General features: G+C 76.1%; 16 protein-coding genes, 1 pseudogene and 1 riboswitch. Of the genes and pseudogenes, 7 read left to right on the top strand and 10 right to left on the bottom strand.

Going from position 1 to position 16436, the window contains the following annotated elements; all coding sequences use genetic code 11:
• Positions 1 to 26 precede the first annotated feature (26 nt).
• A complete protein-coding gene (locus BUE37_RS14440; protein ID WP_073420984.1) occupies positions 27 to 494 on the bottom strand; it encodes an SRPBCC family protein in 468 nt (155 codons plus the stop codon).
• 80 nt (positions 495 to 574) lie between these two features.
• Positions 575 to 1738 carry an AGE family epimerase/isomerase gene (locus BUE37_RS14435; RefSeq protein WP_083628701.1) on the bottom strand — a complete coding sequence of 388 codons (1164 nt, stop codon included), beginning with the start codon at positions 1736 to 1738 and terminating at the stop codon, positions 575 to 577.
• A gap of 37 nt (positions 1739 to 1775) precedes the next feature.
• Here BUE37_RS14435 and BUE37_RS14430 point away from each other — a divergent pair, with 37 nt between their 5' ends.
• Positions 1776 to 2546, top strand: a complete 771-nt coding sequence (locus BUE37_RS14430; RefSeq protein ID WP_217651273.1) for an SDR family NAD(P)-dependent oxidoreductase — start codon at positions 1776 to 1778, stop codon at positions 2544 to 2546.
• Between the two features lie 39 nt (positions 2547 to 2585).
• On the opposite strand, the gene BUE37_RS14425 is transcribed toward BUE37_RS14430, so the two are convergent.
• Genes BUE37_RS14425 through pdhA form a run of 3 tightly spaced genes read right to left on the bottom strand, consistent with a single transcriptional unit; the run spans position 2586 to position 6231 of the window.
• Positions 2586 to 4112: a dihydrolipoamide acetyltransferase family protein gene (locus BUE37_RS14425; protein ID WP_073420982.1), complete on the bottom strand. Its 1527-nt coding sequence runs from the start codon at positions 4110 to 4112 to the stop codon at positions 2586 to 2588.
• Between the two features lie 2 nt (positions 4113 to 4114).
• Complete coding sequence (locus BUE37_RS14420; RefSeq protein WP_073420981.1) at positions 4115 to 5092, bottom strand: alpha-ketoacid dehydrogenase subunit beta; 978 nt, start codon at positions 5090 to 5092, stop codon at positions 4115 to 4117.
• Entirely contained in the window at positions 5092 to 6231 is a 1140-nt protein-coding gene (gene pdhA / locus BUE37_RS14415; RefSeq protein WP_073421876.1) for a pyruvate dehydrogenase (acetyl-transferring) E1 component subunit alpha, read from the bottom strand. The genes BUE37_RS14420 and pdhA overlap by 1 nt, the downstream gene beginning before the upstream one ends.
• Before the next feature lie 219 nt (positions 6232 to 6450).
• On the opposite strand from pdhA, the gene BUE37_RS14410 reads away from it, so the two are divergent.
• Positions 6451 to 6948, top strand: a complete 498-nt coding sequence (locus BUE37_RS14410; RefSeq protein WP_073420980.1) for an Lrp/AsnC family transcriptional regulator — start codon at positions 6451 to 6453, stop codon at positions 6946 to 6948.
• Between the two features lie 9 nt (positions 6949 to 6957).
• Positions 6958 to 8025, top strand: coding sequence for a M42 family metallopeptidase (locus tag BUE37_RS14405; RefSeq protein ID WP_073420979.1), 1068 nt, complete (start codon positions 6958 to 6960; stop codon positions 8023 to 8025).
• Between the two features lie 37 nt (positions 8026 to 8062).
• On the opposite strand, the gene BUE37_RS14400 is transcribed toward BUE37_RS14405, so the two are convergent.
• Complete coding sequence (locus BUE37_RS14400) at positions 8063 to 8326, bottom strand: DUF3253 domain-containing protein (RefSeq protein ID WP_073420978.1); 264 nt, start codon at positions 8324 to 8326, stop codon at positions 8063 to 8065.
• A 53-nt stretch (positions 8327 to 8379) separates the two neighbouring features.
• On the opposite strand from BUE37_RS14400, the gene BUE37_RS14395 reads away from it, so the two are divergent.
• Positions 8380 to 8898, top strand: coding sequence for a hypothetical protein (locus tag BUE37_RS14395; protein ID WP_073420977.1), 519 nt, complete (start codon positions 8380 to 8382; stop codon positions 8896 to 8898).
• A 55-nt stretch (positions 8899 to 8953) separates the two neighbouring features.
• On the opposite strand, the gene BUE37_RS14390 is transcribed toward BUE37_RS14395, so the two are convergent.
• Both BUE37_RS14390 and BUE37_RS14385 read right to left on the bottom strand, forming a co-directional pair.
• The gene (locus BUE37_RS14390; RefSeq protein WP_073420976.1) at positions 8954 to 10297 is read right to left on the bottom strand and encodes a serine hydrolase domain-containing protein; all 1344 of its coding nucleotides are present in this window, start codon (positions 10295 to 10297) and stop codon (positions 8954 to 8956) included.
• Between the two features lie 15 nt (positions 10298 to 10312).
• Positions 10313 to 10630, bottom strand: a complete 318-nt coding sequence (locus BUE37_RS14385) for a DUF3817 domain-containing protein (protein ID WP_073420975.1) — start codon at positions 10628 to 10630, stop codon at positions 10313 to 10315.
• A 108-nt stretch (positions 10631 to 10738) separates the two neighbouring features.
• Here BUE37_RS14385 and BUE37_RS14380 point away from each other — a divergent pair, with 108 nt between their 5' ends.
• Entirely contained in the window at positions 10739 to 11272 is a 534-nt protein-coding gene (locus tag BUE37_RS14380; protein WP_083628700.1) for a hypothetical protein, read from the top strand.
• A gap of 69 nt (positions 11273 to 11341) precedes the next feature.
• Here the strand turns inward: BUE37_RS14380 and BUE37_RS14375 are convergent, their stop codons facing one another.
• Positions 11342 to 12478 (bottom strand): C40 family peptidase, encoded by a 1137-nt coding sequence (locus BUE37_RS14375; protein ID WP_245794613.1) that lies wholly within the window; start codon positions 12476 to 12478, stop codon positions 11342 to 11344.
• Positions 12479 to 12485: 7 nt separating this feature from the next.
• A riboswitch (cyclic di-AMP (ydaO/yuaA leader) is annotated at positions 12486 to 12629 on the bottom strand.
• 181 nt (positions 12630 to 12810) lie between these two features.
• On the opposite strand from BUE37_RS14375, the gene BUE37_RS14370 reads away from it, so the two are divergent.
• Positions 12811 to 13032 (top strand): hypothetical protein, encoded by a 222-nt coding sequence (locus BUE37_RS14370; RefSeq protein ID WP_139252993.1) that lies wholly within the window; start codon positions 12811 to 12813, stop codon positions 13030 to 13032.
• A gap of 48 nt (positions 13033 to 13080) precedes the next feature.
• Positions 13081 to 13899, top strand: a pseudogene (locus BUE37_RS14365) (YhjD/YihY/BrkB family envelope integrity protein); the annotation flags it as partial.
• Between the two features lie 17 nt (positions 13900 to 13916).
• Here the strand turns inward: BUE37_RS14365 and BUE37_RS14360 are convergent.
• Positions 13917 to 16364 carry a penicillin-binding protein gene (locus BUE37_RS14360; RefSeq protein WP_073420973.1) on the bottom strand — a complete coding sequence of 816 codons (2448 nt, stop codon included), beginning with the start codon at positions 16362 to 16364 and terminating at the stop codon, positions 13917 to 13919.
• Positions 16365 to 16436: the final 72 nt, after the last annotated feature.

Genomic DNA, 16436 nt, shown 5'->3' with positions numbered 1-16436 from the left:
GACGGGCGCCGCTGTCGTCGCTGCCGTCAGGCCTGGTCGGGCCGGGAGACGTCGCCGCGCCAGGCGCCGGTCTCGGTGCCGCGGCTCTCGATGAACTCCTTGAAGCGCTTGGCGTCGGCCTTGACCTGGCGGTCGTCGAAGCCCAGCGCCGCGCCGGCCTTCTCGACGATGCCCGTGGGCTCCCAGTCGATCTGGATCATGACCCGGGTCTTCGTGTCGTCGAGGCGGTGGAACGTCACCACGCCGGCGTGCTTGGCGTCGCCGGAGGTGCTCGTCCAGGCCACCCGCTCCTCGGGGTGCTGCTCGGTGATCTCCGCGTCGAACTCGCGCTTCACACCGTCGATGTCGGTGATCCAGTGGGTGTGCGTGTCGTCGATCTGCGTGATGCGCTCGACGCCGCCCATGAAATGGGGGAACGACTCGAACTGGGTCCACTGGTCGTAGGCGACGCGGATGGGGACGTCGACGTCGACGGATTCCTGCACGCTGGCCACGGGAACGCTCCTCGCTGCTCGGGGATGTCGTTGGGGTCCTCGAGCCCCTACCCCGCCCCGCCGGAGCGGACACACGCAGGTCAGCGCAGCGCGGCGGCCACGCTCCCCCGCACCGGCCGGCCGTCGAGCAGCAGCATCTGGGCCAGGTGGTAGGCGTCGGGCTGCCCGGCCCAGGTGCCGCTGGCGACCTCGCCGGACGGCGTCAGCTCGTGGTGCCAGCTGCCGGTGGCCGGGTCGGCGAAGCGCTCCTCGCCGTGCGCCCGCCAGGTGCGCGCGAGGTCGCCGAAGCTCTCCTCGCCGGTCACCGCGCCGAGCACCCCGGCCGCCGCGACCGCCTCGCACAGCACCCAGTGCATGCGCGCCGGCACGACGGGGCGGTCGTCCCAGCCGAGCGTGTACGGGAACCCGGGGGCACCGTCGGCCGCCCACCCCCGGCCGGCGGCCGCGCCGAACAGGGCGACGGCGTCGTCGAGCAGCCACGGCGGCGCCCCCTCCCCCAGCGCCGCGCGCAGGTGCAGGGCCAGGCGCGCCCACTCGAACTGGTGCCCGACCGTCACGCCGTAGGGGCGGAAGGGGTCGGCCGGGCGGTCGCGGTTGTGCTCGGGCAGCGGCTCCCAGCCGGCGGTGAAGTGCTCGGGCAGCCGCCAGTCGCGCTCGCGCGCCCAGCCGTGCACCACCCGCTCGACGCTGCGCAGGGCCCGCCGCCGCAGCCGGACGGCGTCGTCGCCGCCGAGGGCGTCGGCGGCGGCGAGCGTGGCCTCGACGCCGTGCATGTTGGCGTTGGCGCCCCGGTAGTCCGACAGCCGCGACCAGTCCGGCGTCCACTCCTCGGCGGCGAGGCCCTCGGCGTCGTCCCAGAACCGCCGGTCCCACACCTCGAGCGCCTCGTCGAGCAGCGCCCGCCCGCCCGCGATGCCCGCCGTCGTCGCCGTCGCCCCGGCCAGGACGGCGAAGGCGTGCACGTAGGCCGACTTCGTGCCGTCGTCCTCCGCGGCCCGCCATCCGCCGTGCTCCGCGTCGTGCAGCGGCCCGCCGCGCAGCGCCGCCACCCCGGACGCGGCCAGCGCCTCCGCGCCGGGCCGGCCCAGCAGGTGCGCCAGGCCGAAGACGTGCGTCATCCGGGCGACGATCCAGGTCTCCTGCGGGCGCGGGAGCACCTGCCCGTCGGCGCCGAGGTAGCCGAAGCCCCCGCCGGGCAGGGCGGAGCGGGCGGCGAAGGCGAGCAGCCGGTCGAGGTCGGTCACCGGCCCAGCCTGCCCTGGTCCCGGACAGGATGCCCGCGTGGACGCACACGTGGTGACCGGCGGCGGGCGCGGCGTCGGCCGGGCGATCGTCGAGCGGCTCCTGGCCGGCGGGGCCGCGGTGGTGGTCGTGGAGCTCGACCCGGCCGCCGTCGCCTGGGTCGCCGGGCACCCGGCCGGGCCGCGGGTCGAGGCGGTGGTGGGCAGCGCGGCGGACGAGGCGGTGGCCGGGCACGCGGCCGACCGCGCCACGGCGCTCGGGCGGCTGGCCGGCTGGGTGAACGACGCGGCCGTCTTCCGCGACGCCGCCCTGTCCACCGCGCCGGCCGGCGAGGTGCTCGACCTGATCGCCGCGAACCTGGCGCCCGCCGTCGTCGGCTGCGCCGTGGCCGTGCGCCGGTTCCGCGCCGCCGGCTCCGGCGGGTCGATCGTCAACGTCTCCAGCCACCAGGCGCAGCGGCCGGTCCGCGGCGCGCTGCCCTACGCGACCGCCAAGGCCGCCGTCGAGGGCCTGACCCGCGCCGCCGCCGTCGACCACGGCCCCGACGGCATCCGGGTCAACGCCGTGGCGCTCGGCTCCATCCGGACCGAGCGCTCCGACGCCGCGCTCGCCGCGCAGGACGGCGCCGCCGCCGCGGCCACCCGCCGGCAGCTGGCCGCCCTGCACCCGCTGGGGCGCGCCGGGGAGGCCGGCGAGGTGGCCGAGGCGGTGGCCTGGCTGCTGTCCGACGCCGCCGCCTTCGTCACCGGGGCGGTGCTGCCGGTGGACGGCGGCCGGTCGGCGTACGGCCCGGACCCCGAGGAGACCTGAGGTCCGGGCCGCAGCCCCCGTCAGGAGGGCAGCGCCCGGTCAGAAGGCGAGCGCCGTCCCGGGGTCGGACAGCAGCGCGCCGACGTCGGCGAGGAACCGGCTGCCCAGTTCGCCGTCGATGATCCGGTGGTCGAACGACAGCGCCAGCTGCGTCACCTGCCGGACCCGCACCTTCCCCTTGTGCACCCACGGCATCTCGCGGACGGCGCCGAAGGCGAGGATCGCCGACTCGCCGGGGTTGAGGATCGGCGTGCCGGTGTCGACGCCGAACACGCCGACGTTGGTGATGGTGATCGTTCCGCCGCTCATGTCGGCCGGCGCGGTCCGCCCGGCGCGCGCCGTCTCGGTGAGCCCGGACAGCGCCCCGGCGAGCTCGGCCAGCGACAGCCGGCCGGCGTCCTTGACGTTCGGCACGACCAGCCCGCGCGGGGTGGCCGCGGCGATGCCCAGGTTGACCTGCCCGTGGACGACGATCTCCTGCGCGGCCTCGTCCCAGGAACTGTTGACCATCGGGTGCCGCTGCGCGGCCAAGAGCAGCGCCTTCGCCACGAACAGCAGCGGGCTGACCTTGACGCCGGCGAACTCCGGGCGGGCGGCGATGCGCTGCCGGAGCTTCATCATCCGCGTGACGTCGACGGTGAGGAACTCCGTGACGTGCGGTGCGGTGAACGCGCTGGCCACCATGGCCGCCGCGGTCGCCTTGCGCACGCCCTTGACCGGGATCCGCTCGCCCGCGGCGGCCGCGGCGGCCGCGGCGGGCACGGCCGCGAGGGCCGGGGCCGGGGCGGACGCCGGCGCGGGCCCGGCCGCTGCCGCGGTGACGTCGTCACGGGTGATCACGCCGCCCGCGCCGCTGCCGGTGAGCAGGGCGAGGTCGACGCCGAGGTCCTTGGCCAGCTTGCGCACCGGCGGCTTGGCCAGCGGGCGCGCCCGCCCCCGGCCGGGCCCCGCGGGACGCGACGGCGCGGCCGCCTCGGTGCGGGCGTGCGCCTCGGCCTGCCGGCCCACCTCGAGCCCGCCGTGCCGCACCGGCTTCACCGTGGCGTCGGGAGCGGTGGCCAGCAGCGGCGGGCGCTCGGCGCCCCCGGAGCCGTAGTCGGCGCCGACGGGCTCGGGCGCGAGGGCCGGCTCGGCGGCGGGCCCGGAGGCCGGCGCGGCGTGGACCGCCCGGCGCGGGCGGCGGCGGGCCTCGGTGTTCCGCGGGCCGTAGCCCACCAGCACCGCGGTGCGGCCACCCGGGGCCGCTCCGCCGATCAGCCCGGCGGCGGGCTCGGAGGCACCGTCGGCCGGGGCGGCGGCCGGCGCGGGCGCCGGGGCGTCCCCGCCGACGTCGATGGTGATGATCGGCGTGCCGACGTCGACCGTCGTCCCCGGCTCGAACAGCAGCTCGGTGACCGTGCCGGCGAACGGCGAGGGCAGCTCGACGGCGGCCTTCGCGGTCTCCACCTCGCACAGCGGCTGGTTGACCGTGACGGTGTCGCCGACGGCCACGAGCCACTGCAGGATCTCGCCGTCGGTGAGGCCCTCCCCGACGTCGGGCAGCTTGAACTGGCGCAGCTCACCCATCGTCAGAAGCCCATCGAGCGGTCGACGGCGTCGAGCACGCGGTCGAGGTCGGGGAGGTACTCCTCCTCGAGCTTCGACGGCGGGTAGGGCGTGTCGTAGCCGCCCACGCGCAGCACCGGCGCCTCCAGCGAGTGGAAGCACTGCTCGGTCACCCGGGCGGCGATCTCCGCGCCGAGGCCCAGGGTCACCGCGGCCTCGTGGACGACGACGCAGCGCCCGGTGCGCCGCACCGAGTCGAACACCGGGTCGAGGTCGAGCGGGGAGAGGGTGCGCAGGTCGACGACCTCCAGCGACCGGCCCTCCTCCGCGGCGGCCTCGGCGGCCTGCAGCGCCGTCTTCACCATCGGGCCGTAGGCGAGCACGGTGACGTCGTCGCCGCCGCGCACCACCCGGGAGGCGAACAGCGGGTCGGGCGTGGCATCAGGGTCGACCTCGGCCTTCTCCCAGTACCGCCGCTTGGGCTCGAGGAAGACGATCGGGTCGGGGTGGGCGATCGCCTGCTGGATGCCCCAGTAGGCGTCGACCGGGTTGCTGACGGCGACCACCTTGAGGCCCGGCGTGTGCGCGAAGTACGCCTCCGGGCTCTCGCTGTGGTGCTCCACCGCGCCGATGCCGCCGCCGAAGGGGATGCGGATGACGATCGGCATGGCCAGCCGGCCGCGCGAGCGGGCGTGGATCTTGGCCACCTGGGTGACGATCTGGTTGTAGGCGGGGAATACGAACCCGTCGAACTGGATCTCGCACACCGGCCGGTAGCCGCGCATGGCCAGACCCACGGCGGTGCCGAGGATGCCGGCCTCGGCCAGCGGGGTGTCGACGACGCGGTCCTCGCCGAAGTCCTTCTGCAGGCCGTCGGTGATGCGGAAGACCCCGCCGAGGCGGCCGATGTCCTCGCCCATGAGCACGACCTTCGCGTCGTCCTCCATGGCGCGGCGCAGGCCCAGGTTGAGGGCCTTGCCGATCGTCAGCGTCTCGGCCATCAGTGCCCGCTCCCCTCGAAGGAGGCCTGGTAGGCCTCGAACTCCGCCTGCTGCGCGGCGAGCTGCGGCGTCTGCTCGGCGTAGACCCGGTCGAACATCGCCGTCCCCGGCGGGTCGGCCATCTCCAGCGTGCCCTTCCGGATCCGCGCGGCGAGCTCGTCGGCCTCGCCCTCGACGCCGTCGAAGAAGGCCTGGTCGGCGATGCCACTGCGGGACAGGTGGGCCTTGAGCCGGGCGATCGGGTCGCGCAGCTTCCACTCCTCCAGCTCGCTGGCCAGCCGGTAGCGGGTGGGGTCGTCGGAGGTGGTGTGCGCGCCCATCCGGTACGTGAACGCCTCGATGAAGGTGGGGCCCTGACCTTCGCGGGCGGCCTGCAGGGCGGCCCGGGTGACGGCCAGGACGGCGAGGACGTCGTTGCCGTCGACGCGGACGCCGGGGAAGCCGAAGCCGGCCGCGCGCTGGTACAGCGGGACGCGGGACTGCCGCTCCAGCGGCACGCTGATCGCGTACTGGTTGTTCTGGCAGAAGAAGACGACCGGCGCCGAGAAGCTGGCCGCCCAGATCATCGCCTCGTTGACCTCGCCCTGGCTGGTGGCGCCGTCGCCGAGGAAGGCGAGCGTGGCGCTCTCCGCGCCGTCGCGCTGCAGGCCCATCGCGTAGCCGGTGGCGTGCAGCGTCTGCGCGCCGATGACCACGGTGTAGAGGTTGAAGCCGGTGTCCACCGGGTCCCAGCCGCCGTTGTCGACGCCGCGGAACAGGCTGATGACGTGCAGCGGGTCGACACCGCGCACCCAGGCGACGCCGTGCTCGCGGTACGTGGGGAAGGCCATGTCGTCGGCGGCCATCGCCCGGCCGGCGCCGATCTGGGCGGCCTCCTGGCCGAGCAGCGAGGCCCAGATGCCCAGCTCGCCCTGGCGCTGCAGCGCGGTGGCCTCGACGTCCCAGCGGCGCACGAGCGCCAGGTCGCGGTAGAGCGAGCGCAGTTCCTCGTCGCTGACGTCGATCGAGTACTCGGGGTGCTCGACCCGTTCGCCCTCCGGGGTCAGCAGCTGCACGAGGCCCGGCTGCTGCGGGAGATGGGGGGCCGCCGCCCCCGGTACGGGGTCGACCACCTCGGTGGTCGCGCTGGACAGGCTCACGCGCTGCTCCTCGCCGTCGTCCGCGACCGCCGGGGTCACCGGCGGGGCCGCGGGATGGGACGTGTGTGTGGCACCGGGGTGTGGCGCCACTCACACATCGTGGCACGCCCCGCTCGGTTCCGGAGCACACCACCCCCCGGACGGGATGCGCAAGACCGCCACGACGGATCGAGCAGATCGCGCACTGCTAGGACGTCCGACCATGTCAGACTGAGCAGCGTGCCCCCCGGCCCCGATCGCCTGGACGCCACCGACGCACGCCTCGTGCAGGCGCTGACCGACGACCCGCGGGCCACCGTGATGGCGCTGTCGCAGTCGCTCGGGCTGGCCCGCAACACCGTCCAGGCGCGCCTGGCCCGGCTGGAGTCCAGCGGCGTGCTCGCGCCGTTCGCCTCCCGGGTCCGGCCCGAGGCGCTCGGCTACCGGCTCAGCGCCTACGTGACGGTGCAGGTGGTGCAGCGCAGCCTCGAAGAGGTGGCCGCCGCGCTCGCGGCCCTGCCCGAGGTGCTCGAGGTGACCGCGCTGTCGGGAGCCGCCGACCTCCTGGTGCGGGTGGTCGCCGTCGACGCCGACGACCTGTGGCGGCTCACCGAGCAGGTGCTGGCCCTCCGCGGCGTCCAGCGCACGGACACCGCGCTGGCGCTGCGCCGCTACGTCGACCACCGGGTGGACCCGCTGCTGAAGCGGGCGGCGGGAGAGCGCCCGCCGGCCGGGTAGGGCACCCCGGTGCCCGACGCCACGCCCCTCCCCGACCTGCTCGACGAGCTGCTGCGCACCTACGGCCCGTGCGGCGAGGAGGGCGCGGTGCGCGACGTCGTCCGCCGCGAGCTCGAGCCGCTCGCCGACGAGGTGACCGTCGACCCGGCGGGGAACCTGGTGGCGCTGCTGCACGGGACGGACCGGTCCGCACCGCCGGTCCGGGTGGCCGCGCACCTCGACGAGCTGTCGATGATGGTCAAGCGGGTCGAGCCCGACGGCACGCTGCGCGTGACCTCGCTCGGCGTCATGTACCCGGGCAACTTCGGCCTCGGCCCGGTCGCTGTCCTCGGCCGGCGGGAGACGCTCACCGGCGTGCTCATGCTGGGCTCGGAGCACACCACCACCGACTCCATGCGCATCTGGGAGACCAAGCCGGACCAGGGCGACAAGGCGATGGACTGGTCGCACGTCTACGTCTTCACCGGGCGGTCGGCGCAGGACCTCGCCGAGGCCGGCGTGCACCCCGGCACGCGGGTGTGCGTGCACGCCGACCGCCGCGGGCTCACCCGCTTCGGCGACTTCGTCGGCTCCTCCTTCCTCGACGACCGCGCCGCGCTGACCGCCCTGGTCGGCACCGCGCGGCTGCTGCGCGGGCGCCCGCACGCCGACACGTACCTGCTGGCCACCACCAGCGAGGAGATGGGCGGCATCGGCGCCACGTACGCGAGCCGCACGCTGCCCGGCGAGCTGACCGTCGCCCTCGACGTCGGGCCCGCCGAGCCCGAGTACCAGGTCACCGTCGACGGCGGGCCGGTCGTCGCCTACGCCGACGACGCCGTCGTCTACGACCGCCCGGTCGCCGACGCGCTCGTCGACGTCGGCCGCGAGCTGGGCCTGGCCCCGCAGACGGCGGTCTGGCAGTCCTTCGACTCCGACGCCTCGCAGGCCAAGGCCGTGGGCCAGGCGGCGCGGGCCGCGCTGGTCAGCCTGCCCACGCTGAGCACGCACGGGTACGAGGTGCTGCACGCCGGCACGGTCGACCGCACCGCCCGGCTGCTCGCCGCCTTCCTCGCCCGCCCCCTGCCGCCGGTCTGACCGCCGCTCCCACTGCCGCCGGGCCGACCGCTGCCGGTCAGCCGGCCCGGCGGATCCGCACCGGCCCGCGGGCGGTCGCGACGTCGACCACCGCGCCGCGCTGGGTCACCTCGACCTCGCCCCGCGCGGCGAGCCGCCCGGCCACCTCGCGCGCCTGCGGCATGAGGTCGCGCCAGTCCTCCGGGGCGACGGCGCGGGCCGCCTCCGACGGGCAGATCGTGGCGCCGGGCGCGCGGGCGTCCAGCAGGGCGCCGATCGCGCGCTCGAGAGCGGCGTCCGTGTCTCCGGCCGTCTCCTCCACTCCCCCACTGTGCGCCGTTTCCGCAGGTCGCGCCCGCGGGTACCCCGTCGGCCATGGCGAGGCAGACCCCGGTGGGGACGTTCGGCAAGGGCAAGCGCGGCATCAGCACGCTCGGCTGGGCGGTGCGCGGCGCGGCCGCCGGGGCCGCGGGGACCACCGCCCTCAACGCCGCCACCTACCTGGACATGACCGTCCGCGGACGCGGCACCAGCTCGACGCCGGAGCAGACGGTCGAGGCGCTGGCGGCGAAGGCGCACGTGCCGATCCCCGGCGACGAGGAGCACCGGGCGAACCGGATCGCCGGCCTCGGGCCGATCACCGGCCTCGCCGCGGGGATCGGCGTCGGCGTCGTCGTCGGGCTGCTGCGCGCCTCCGGCTTCCGGTCGCAGCCGCTGGTGGGCACGGTGCTCACCACGCTCGGCGTGCTCGTCGCCTCGAACGGGCCGATGACGGCACTGGGCATCACCGACCCGCGCACCTGGTCGGCCACCGACTGGGTCAGCGACCTCGTGCCGCACCTGGCCTACGGCGCCGTCGTCAAGACGACGATGGACGCCTTCGACCGCCCCTGAGCAGGCATGGGAAGCGATCCCCACGTCCTGCGGCCCAGGACGTGGGGAGAGCTTCCTATGCCTCGGAGGCCGGGAGGGTCCAGCCGCGGTCGTCGACGCCGCCGGGCACCGGTGCGGCGGGGTCGTAGGGCGTGCGGGTGAAGACGAACGTGCCGACGTCGAGGTGGTCGGCCGCGATCGTCAGCGTCTCGCCGGCGTAGTAGCCGTCCAGGCCCACCCACGTGCCGTCGTCGCGGCGGCGGAACCGGCTGGCCCGCCCGCTGCGGCCGGGCAGCGGCCCGAGGTGCAGCAGGCCGCCGGCCACCGCGCGCAGCGCCAGCGGCGCCGGGCCCCAGTACCAGACGCCGAGCTGCTCCAGCGGCACCGGCGGCTCCGCCGGCCGCCAGGCGTCGACCACGCGCGGCTCGGCGGCGCGCAGGTCGGCGAGCAGGCCCGGGACGAGCGCCGGGTCCAGCCCGCTGGTGGTGTTGGCCAGCGAGACCCCGCCGGCGCCCTCCTCGCGGTCGACGAACACGCCGGCGAGGAAGCCCGGCATCGAGCCGCCGTGCCCGACCAGCGTCCGCCCGTCGACCCGCAGCACCTGCAGCCCCAGCCCGTAGGACGACCAGGACGGCGACGACGGGTCGACGCCGGCCGGCACCGCCATCTCCTCCAGCGTCGCGGGCGCCAGCACGTCGCCGGTGTCGCCCAGCAGGAAGACGGCGAAACGGGCGAGGTCGTCCAGCGTGGCCCACAGCTGCCCGGCGGCGGCCATCACGCCGGCGTGGTGCTCGGGCTCGGGGAGGGCGACGTCGGCCCAGGGGTGCACCGCCCAGCCCTGCGCCGCCCGGCCGGAGGGCCGCGGCGTCGTCCGGGTCATGCCGAGCGGGGCGAGCACCTCCCCGGCGACGACGTCGTCCCAGGAGCGGCCGCGCGCCCGGGCGACGAGCTCGCCGAGCAGGCCGAAACCGAGGTTGGAGTAGTGGAAGCGCCGGGCCTCGCCGAGGACGACGTCGCCACCGTCGAGGCCGAGCTCCTCCAGCGAGCCGCCGGGCACCCGCTCCCACCAGCCGCCGGGGCTCTCCGCCGACGCGCCGGCCAGGTGCGAGAGCAGCTGCCCCACCGACCGGTCGCCGAACGGCGTGCCGGGCACGTGGTCCTCGAGCGGGTCGTCGAGGCCGAGCCGGCCCTCGTCGCGCAGCCGCATCACGGCGACGGCGGTGACGGTCTTGCTGATCGAGCCGAGCCGGTACTGGACGTCGGCGTGCGGCTCGGCGACGTCGCCGCGGCCGGCGGACCAGGCCAGGCCGCCGTCCCGGACCACGCCGGCGACCAGGCTCGGCGCCCGCCCGTCGCGCTGCGCGCGGGCGGTGCGGGCGAGCAGGGTGCGGGCGGTGGCGGGCAGCACGGGCTCGGGCATGCCCGGAACCGTAGGTCAGGCGCGGGCGGGGACCGCCAGCCGCCCGGTGCGCACCGCCCAGCGCTCGAACACCACGGTGGCCAGCGGCGGGATCGACGCGACGAGCGCGAGCAGCGTCGTCCAGCGCGACCAGCGCAGCACCCGGGCGGCGACGAGCGTGACGAGCACGTAGGCGACGAACACCGCGCCGTGGACGGGCCCGAAGACCTGCACGCCCACCTCGGAGGTCTCGGGCACGTACTTCACGTACATCCCGGCCAGCAGGCCCACCCAGGACAGCGCCTCGGCGACGGCGACGACGCGGAAGGCGAGGGCGACGGTGCGGGGGTTCATCGGTGCGGTCCTCGGGGTCGGGGGCGGGCTCGGGTCCGGAGGGTCCAACGCGGCGGGGTGGCCGGGTGTCCCGGACGGCGGTGTGACCTGGGTGGCAGGGTCGGCGCCGTGCGGGGTCTGGCGCGGCGGGAGTTCTGCCTGGTCCTGCTGCGCCGGATGGCCGACCTGCGGCCCGACCTCGTCGCCGGCGCCCTCCCCCGGCTCGGGGCCACCCGGGCGGAGGCGCACGCGGCGCACACCCGCTGGCAGGCGCTGCACCACGCGCCGCGGGCGCCGCGCGGGCTGGCGCTGCGGGCCGCCGTCCTCGGGCCGGCCGAGCGCGTCGAGGTGCGCCCGTTCGGCGACCTGGAGCTCGACGTGCGGCACTGGCCGCTGCCGCTGTGGCCGCACCTGCGCTGGGAGGTGGTGTCCACCGTCGAGGGCGCCGTGCTGCACGAGCACCTGGTGCGCGCGCCGGGCTCCCCGGTGCCGCCGGCCGCGGACGGGCGGCTGCGCGTCTGGGAGCACGTGGTCGCCGACGTGAGCGGCCTGCCCGGCGCGGAGGAGGCCGACCCGCAGGTGGTCACCCGCTGGGAGGTGCGGCTGCCCTCCGGCGACACCGCGGCCTTCGTGTGGGGGCTGCTGCAGCAGGTCCGGAGGTGACGCGCCGGAACGGCCCCCCTGCAGCGGCCCGCCGCGAGCCTGCGAGCGGTGGGGGAGGGAGGTCCTTCGTCAGCCGATGCGGCGGGCGCCGGCGTAGCCGCCCATCGAGTCGATGCTCGCGACCTTGACGACGTCGCCCGAGGTCGGCGCGTGCACCATCTGGCCGTTGCCGATGTAGATGCCCACGTGGCTCACCGGGCTGTAGAAGAACACCAGGTCACCGGGCTGCAGGTTCGCGCGGGAGACCGCGGCGCCCATCTGCGACTGCATGCGGCTGGAGTGCGGGAGGCTGATGCCGGCGGCGCGGAAGGCGTACTGCGTCAGGCCGGAGCAGTCGAAGGAGCCCGGGCCGCCGGCCGCCCACACGTAGGGCTTGCCGCGCTGGGCCATCGCGGTGGCGACGACGGTGCCGGCGACGCCGCTGGCGGGCGCCGCGGCCGCGGCCGGGGCGGACTCGGCGGAGGACGAGGACGACGACGAGGACGCCGACGACGGGGCGGCCGGCTCCTCGCGCTCCTCGTCGCGGCTGGCGCGCTGGCCCTCAGCGGCGTGCGCGGCCGCGGCGGCCTCGAGGGCGGCACGCCGCTCCTCGGCGGTGAGCCGCGCGAAGTCGGCCTGGTAGTCGGCGATCTGGCCCTCGAGGTCGGCCTGCTGGGCGGCGACGGCGTCGTACTGGCGCTGCGCCTCGGCGGCGTGCTCGGCGGCGGCGGTCTGCGCGGCGGTGGCGGCCTCGGTGGCGGCCGCGGCCTGGCCGAGCAGCTCGCCCTGGTAGCCGGCGACGCCCTGGAGCAGGGTGACGCGGTTGACGAACTCGTCGGCGTCGTCGCTGGTCATGAGGGCCTGGAGCGGGCCCATGGTGTCGCCGGTGTAGGCCGACCGGGCGATGCCGACGACCTGCTGGCGGGCGGCGTCGACGGCGGCCTGCGCCTGGGCGAGGGTCGCGGCGGCGGCCTCGGCGGCGGCCTGCTGGGCGCTCAGGGCCTCGCGCGCCTCGTTGAACTGCTCGGTGACGACCTCGAGCTCGTGGCCGCGGGCGGCGACCAGCTGGGCGGCCTCGGCGGCGGTGGCGGGCTCCTCGGCCTGCGCGGGGACGGCGCCCAGGCCCAGCCCGATGCCCAGGGCCCCGGTGAGGGCGAGGGCGGCGCGGCGGCAGCGGGAGCGGCCGGTCGCGGGCATGCCGGGGACAGACGTGCGCAGGGACGCCACGCGCCAGTTCTCCTCTTCCCAGGCCGCCTACCGGGTTAGCTGACGGGTTCGGGCGTGGACTCGCCCGGCGCGTGCGGACACGCGCTGCACCCCAGGACTGCGGTGGGTCCCCGGCCCGGCCTCCCGGAGGGAGGACCGGCTCGACGGCGTCCTCGGGGTGTCACCCAGGTTGGTGACGGAGCGCCCCGTTGGACGTACTGAGAGTAGGGGGCGTGACCGAGGCGTGACAATGGGTTTCTTGTAATTACATGGCTCACACCGCGGCCCCGGCGGGAGCAGGAGGACCGACCCCGCCGGTTTGGGACCGGCCCGGGACGTGTAGGAGTCTGCTCATGTCCTCCTCCACGCGGATGCGCCTCGCCCGCCCGCTCGTCGTGCTGGCCCTCCTCGGCTCGCTGACGGCCTGCGGCGACAACACCGACTTCACCCGCGGGCCGACGAACTGCGACTCCAGCGGGGAGAACGCCAGCAACGAGAACGACGCGAGCTGCCAGGAGACCGGGGTCAACCCGGGCAACGACGCGCCCACCACCGACGACAGCTCCGACGACTGACCGCCTCCCCGAGGGGCGTGCGGACGCGGCGTCTGGTGGCGTGACCCGGTGAGCCCCGGACGGACGTGGACGGCGGCCCGGCTGCGCGCCGAGTCCCGGGGGCTGCTCGGCGGCGCCCGCCGGCGGCTGCTGGGCCGCGACCTCGCGCTCATCGGCGCCGGGCTGACGTTCTACGCCGGCATCGCGGTGGTGCCGCTGCTGCTCGTGGCGGTGCGGCTGACCGCGCTGGTGACCTCGCGGGACGAGGTCCGGGCGCTCAGCGCGCGGCTGGCCGAGCTGCTACCCACCCCGCTGGGCGCGCCGGAGGCGGTGGAGCGCCTGGTCGCGGCCGGCGTCCGGGTGGACCTGCTGGGCTTCGTCCTGGCGCTGCTGCCGCTGTCGCTGTACGGGGAGGGCCTGCGGCGGGCGCTCATGCGGTTCAGCCGGCGGGAGGAGAACCTCACCGCCTGGCGGGGGCGGCTGTCGGCGCTGCCCCTGGTCGTCGTCACCCCGCTGCTGCTGTACCCGCTGCTGCTCGCCGCGCGGGTCATGGCGGACCTGGCCCGGGAGGACGGCGTCGGGCCGGCGCTCGGCCGGTTCTTCGTCGGCTACTACACGGTGCTGTTCGTGCTCACCGTGCCGCTGCTGTGGGGCTTCGGCGTGGTGGCCGGCGGGCGGCACCGCTGGGGCGCGCTGGTCAGCGGCGCGCTGTTCACCGCGGCCTGCCTGTCGGGGTTCCTGCAGGGCTTCGTGCTGTTCCTGTCGCTGCCGCTGGACCTCGGCGCGCCCTTCGGCGGCCTCGACGCGGTCGGCGCCGTGGTCGCCATCGGCCTGTGGCTGTTCCTGCTGCACCTGGTGCTGCTGAGCGGCTGGCTGCTCACCCAGGCGCTCGACGAGCGGCTCGGTCAGCCCGCGGGCTGGCCGGGCCAGCTGCCGCCGCCCCCGGGCCAGCCCCCCTCGGGAGCGGGTGCGCCGGGCGCCGGCGGGCCGGGCGCGGGCTCCGGCCCGGCGGGCGGCGGGCCGGGCGCCGGCTCGGCCGGTGGTGCCTCGGGAGCGGGCGCCGGCCCGGGATCGGGCGCACCGGGCCCGGGCGCCGGCGCCGGTTCCGCGGGCGGCGGCTCGGGCTCGGGGGCGGGCTCCACGTAGTCGCTGCCGTTGCTCACCCGGATCGACACGACCTGGCCGGGCACCGCGCGGCCACCGCGCGGCGGGCTCGTGCCGAGCAGCGTCCCGGGCGCCTCGTCGCTGTCGACGCGCACCGTCCGGGGCTCGAAGCCGGCGTCGGTGAGCGCCCGCTCGCAGCCGCGGACGCTCGAGCAGCCGGGCACCGGGCGGGTGTTGCCGTTCATCACGGTCTCGTCGGCGGGCGCGAAGTCGCTGCTGCCGCGGGCGGTGAGGATGGGCTCCATGGCGTCGCGCCAGATCGTGGCGCCCTTGCCGCCACCGAAGCCGCCGACGTCCTCGTTGCGCTTGGGGTTGAGCACCATGACGCTCGCGGTGATCTCGGGCGTGTAGCCGACGAAGGCGACCGAGTAGTTGTCCTGCGACGTGCCGGTCTTGCCGGCGATCTGGTGCCCGCGGACGTAGGCGCGCGACCCGGTCTGGCCCGGGTTCCCCGGCTCGACGTCCTTGCGGAGCATCTGGTTCATCGTGTTCGCGACGCCCGGCGGGATCGCCTCGGGCGTGCACCGGTCCCCCACCGCCAGCGGCTCGCCGTCGGCGCCGACGGCGGGCTCCCCGGTGGAGTCCAGGACGGCGGTCACCGGGACGACGTCGCACTGGGTGCCGCCGGCGGCGAACGTGGAGTAGGCGCTGGCCAGCGCGAGCGGGCTGGTGGCCTCCGAGCCGAAGGTGAACGACCCCCGGTTCTCGTCGATGATCTGCTGCGGCAGCTCCGGCGGGCTGAACTGGAACAGCCCCATCGCCTCGGCCATCCGCACCGGCTCCTCGACGCTGCCGAGCGCGTCCTCCAGCGCCAGGAAGTAGGTGTTGGAGGACTGGTAGAGCGCCGTCGTCAGGTCCAGCGTGGAGCGGTAGGTGCCGGCGTTCTCGACGTCGTAGGGCCGGCTGCCGTCGCGGTAGACCCGCGAGACGTAGGGGTCCGACGTCGTGAGCGTGTAGTACGAGGAGTAGCCGCGGGCCAGCGCGGCGGCCGCGACGAACACCTTGTAGGTCGAGCCCGAGCCCTGGCTGGGCGCGACGTTGAGGTTGAACGACTCCTGCGTCGGGTCGTTGCGGTCGTAGCCGAAGGTGCGGTTGACGCTCATCGCGAGCAGGTGGCCGGTGCCCGGCTCGACGGCGGTGAACATGCCGGCCAGCGAGTCGTCGGGCGCGAGCGTCTCGAGCACCGCGGCGTCGCCGGCGCGCTGCAGCTCCGGGTCCAGCGTCGTCTGCACGACGTAGCCGCCGTTGTCGAGCTGCTCCTGGGTGAGGCCGAGCTCCTGGATCAGGTAGCGCTGGACGAAGTCGCAGACGAAGGGGCCGACGCTGGCCTGCACGCAGCCGCGGCGCGGGGCGGGCGCCGGGGCCAGGTCCAGCGGGGCGGCCTGCGCGGCCGTGGCCTCGGCGGCGCCGATCATCCCCTGCTCGGCCATGCGGGAGAGGACCTCGTTTCGCCGGGCGGTGGCCGCCTCGGGGTCGGTGAACGGGTCGTCGTAGGTGGGGCTCTGCACCAGGCCGGCCAGCAGCGCCGCCTGCGGCAGGGACAGCGCGGACGCGTCGATGCCGAAGAAGGCCTGGCTGGCGGGCTGGATGCCGTAGGCGTTCTGCCCGAAGTACACGATGTTGAGGTAGCGGGTGAGGATCTCGTCCTTGCTGTAGGTGTCCTCGAGCGCCAGCGCCAGGCGGGCCTCGCGCAGCTTGCGGCCGAGCGTCGGCTCGGTGGCGGCGAACCGCTCCTCCGGGGTGTCGGCGGTCTGCAGCAGCGTCTGCTTCACCAGCTGCTGGGTGAGCGTGGACCCGCCCTCCTGCACGCCGCCGGCGGCGATGTTGGTGACCAGCGCGCGCACGGTGCCCTGGACGTCGAGGCCGCGGTGCTCGTAGAACCGCGAGTCCTCGATGGCCACCATCGCCTGCTTCATCACCTCGGCGATGGCCTCGGAGGCGACCGGCGCGCGGTTCTCCTCGTAGAAGGAGGTGATCGGCTCGCCGTTGGCCGCGAGGAGCACCGTGTTGCCGGGCGGGGTGTCGACGGTGAACTCGGTGGGCAGGTCGCCCAGCAGGCCCGTGGACTGCTGCGCGGCCACCGCGGGGCCGCCGACCCAGGGCAGCAGCAGACCCGCCAGCAGAGCCCCGGCGACCACGATCGTCGCGGCCAGCCGCATCAGCGTGCCGGCCGGGCTCCGCCGGTCCATGGGCCTCCCTCCCCGCCGGGACACTGCAACAGAGATCACTGCGCGCCACAACCACCCGCGCCGTGCCGCGCC

Origin of the sequence: Geodermatophilus nigrescens (assembly GCF_900129495.1) — a bacterium.
In the GTDB taxonomy this organism is placed as follows: Bacteria; Actinomycetota; Actinomycetes; order Mycobacteriales; family Geodermatophilaceae; genus Geodermatophilus; species Geodermatophilus nigrescens.
Note: the sequence above shows the minus strand (reverse complement) of the source record. Positions and strands in the feature narration are given on the sequence as shown.

What these genes read in the sequence shown, in the direction of transcription:
- BUE37_RS14390 (WP_073420976.1), bottom strand. Translation starts at nt 10,297, where the DNA reads ATGCCCGAGCCCGTGCTGCCCGCCACCGCCCGCACCCTGCTCGCCCGC.
- BUE37_RS14370 (WP_139252993.1), top strand. Translation starts at nt 12,811, where the DNA reads ATGTCCTCCTCCACGCGGATGCGCCTCGCCCGCCCGCTCGTCGTGCTG.
- BUE37_RS14360 (WP_073420973.1), bottom strand. Translation starts at nt 16,364, where the DNA reads ATGGACCGGCGGAGCCCGGCCGGCACGCTGATGCGGCTGGCCGCGACG.
- BUE37_RS14385 (WP_073420975.1), bottom strand. Translation starts at nt 10,630, where the DNA reads ATGAACCCCCGCACCGTCGCCCTCGCCTTCCGCGTCGTCGCCGTCGCC.
- BUE37_RS14420 (WP_073420981.1), bottom strand. Translation starts at nt 5,092, where the DNA reads ATGGCCGAGACGCTGACGATCGGCAAGGCCCTCAACCTGGGCCTGCGC.
- BUE37_RS14395 (WP_073420977.1), top strand. Translation starts at nt 8,380, where the DNA reads ATGGCGAGGCAGACCCCGGTGGGGACGTTCGGCAAGGGCAAGCGCGGC.
- BUE37_RS14425 (WP_073420982.1), bottom strand. Translation starts at nt 4,112, where the DNA reads ATGGGTGAGCTGCGCCAGTTCAAGCTGCCCGACGTCGGGGAGGGCCTC.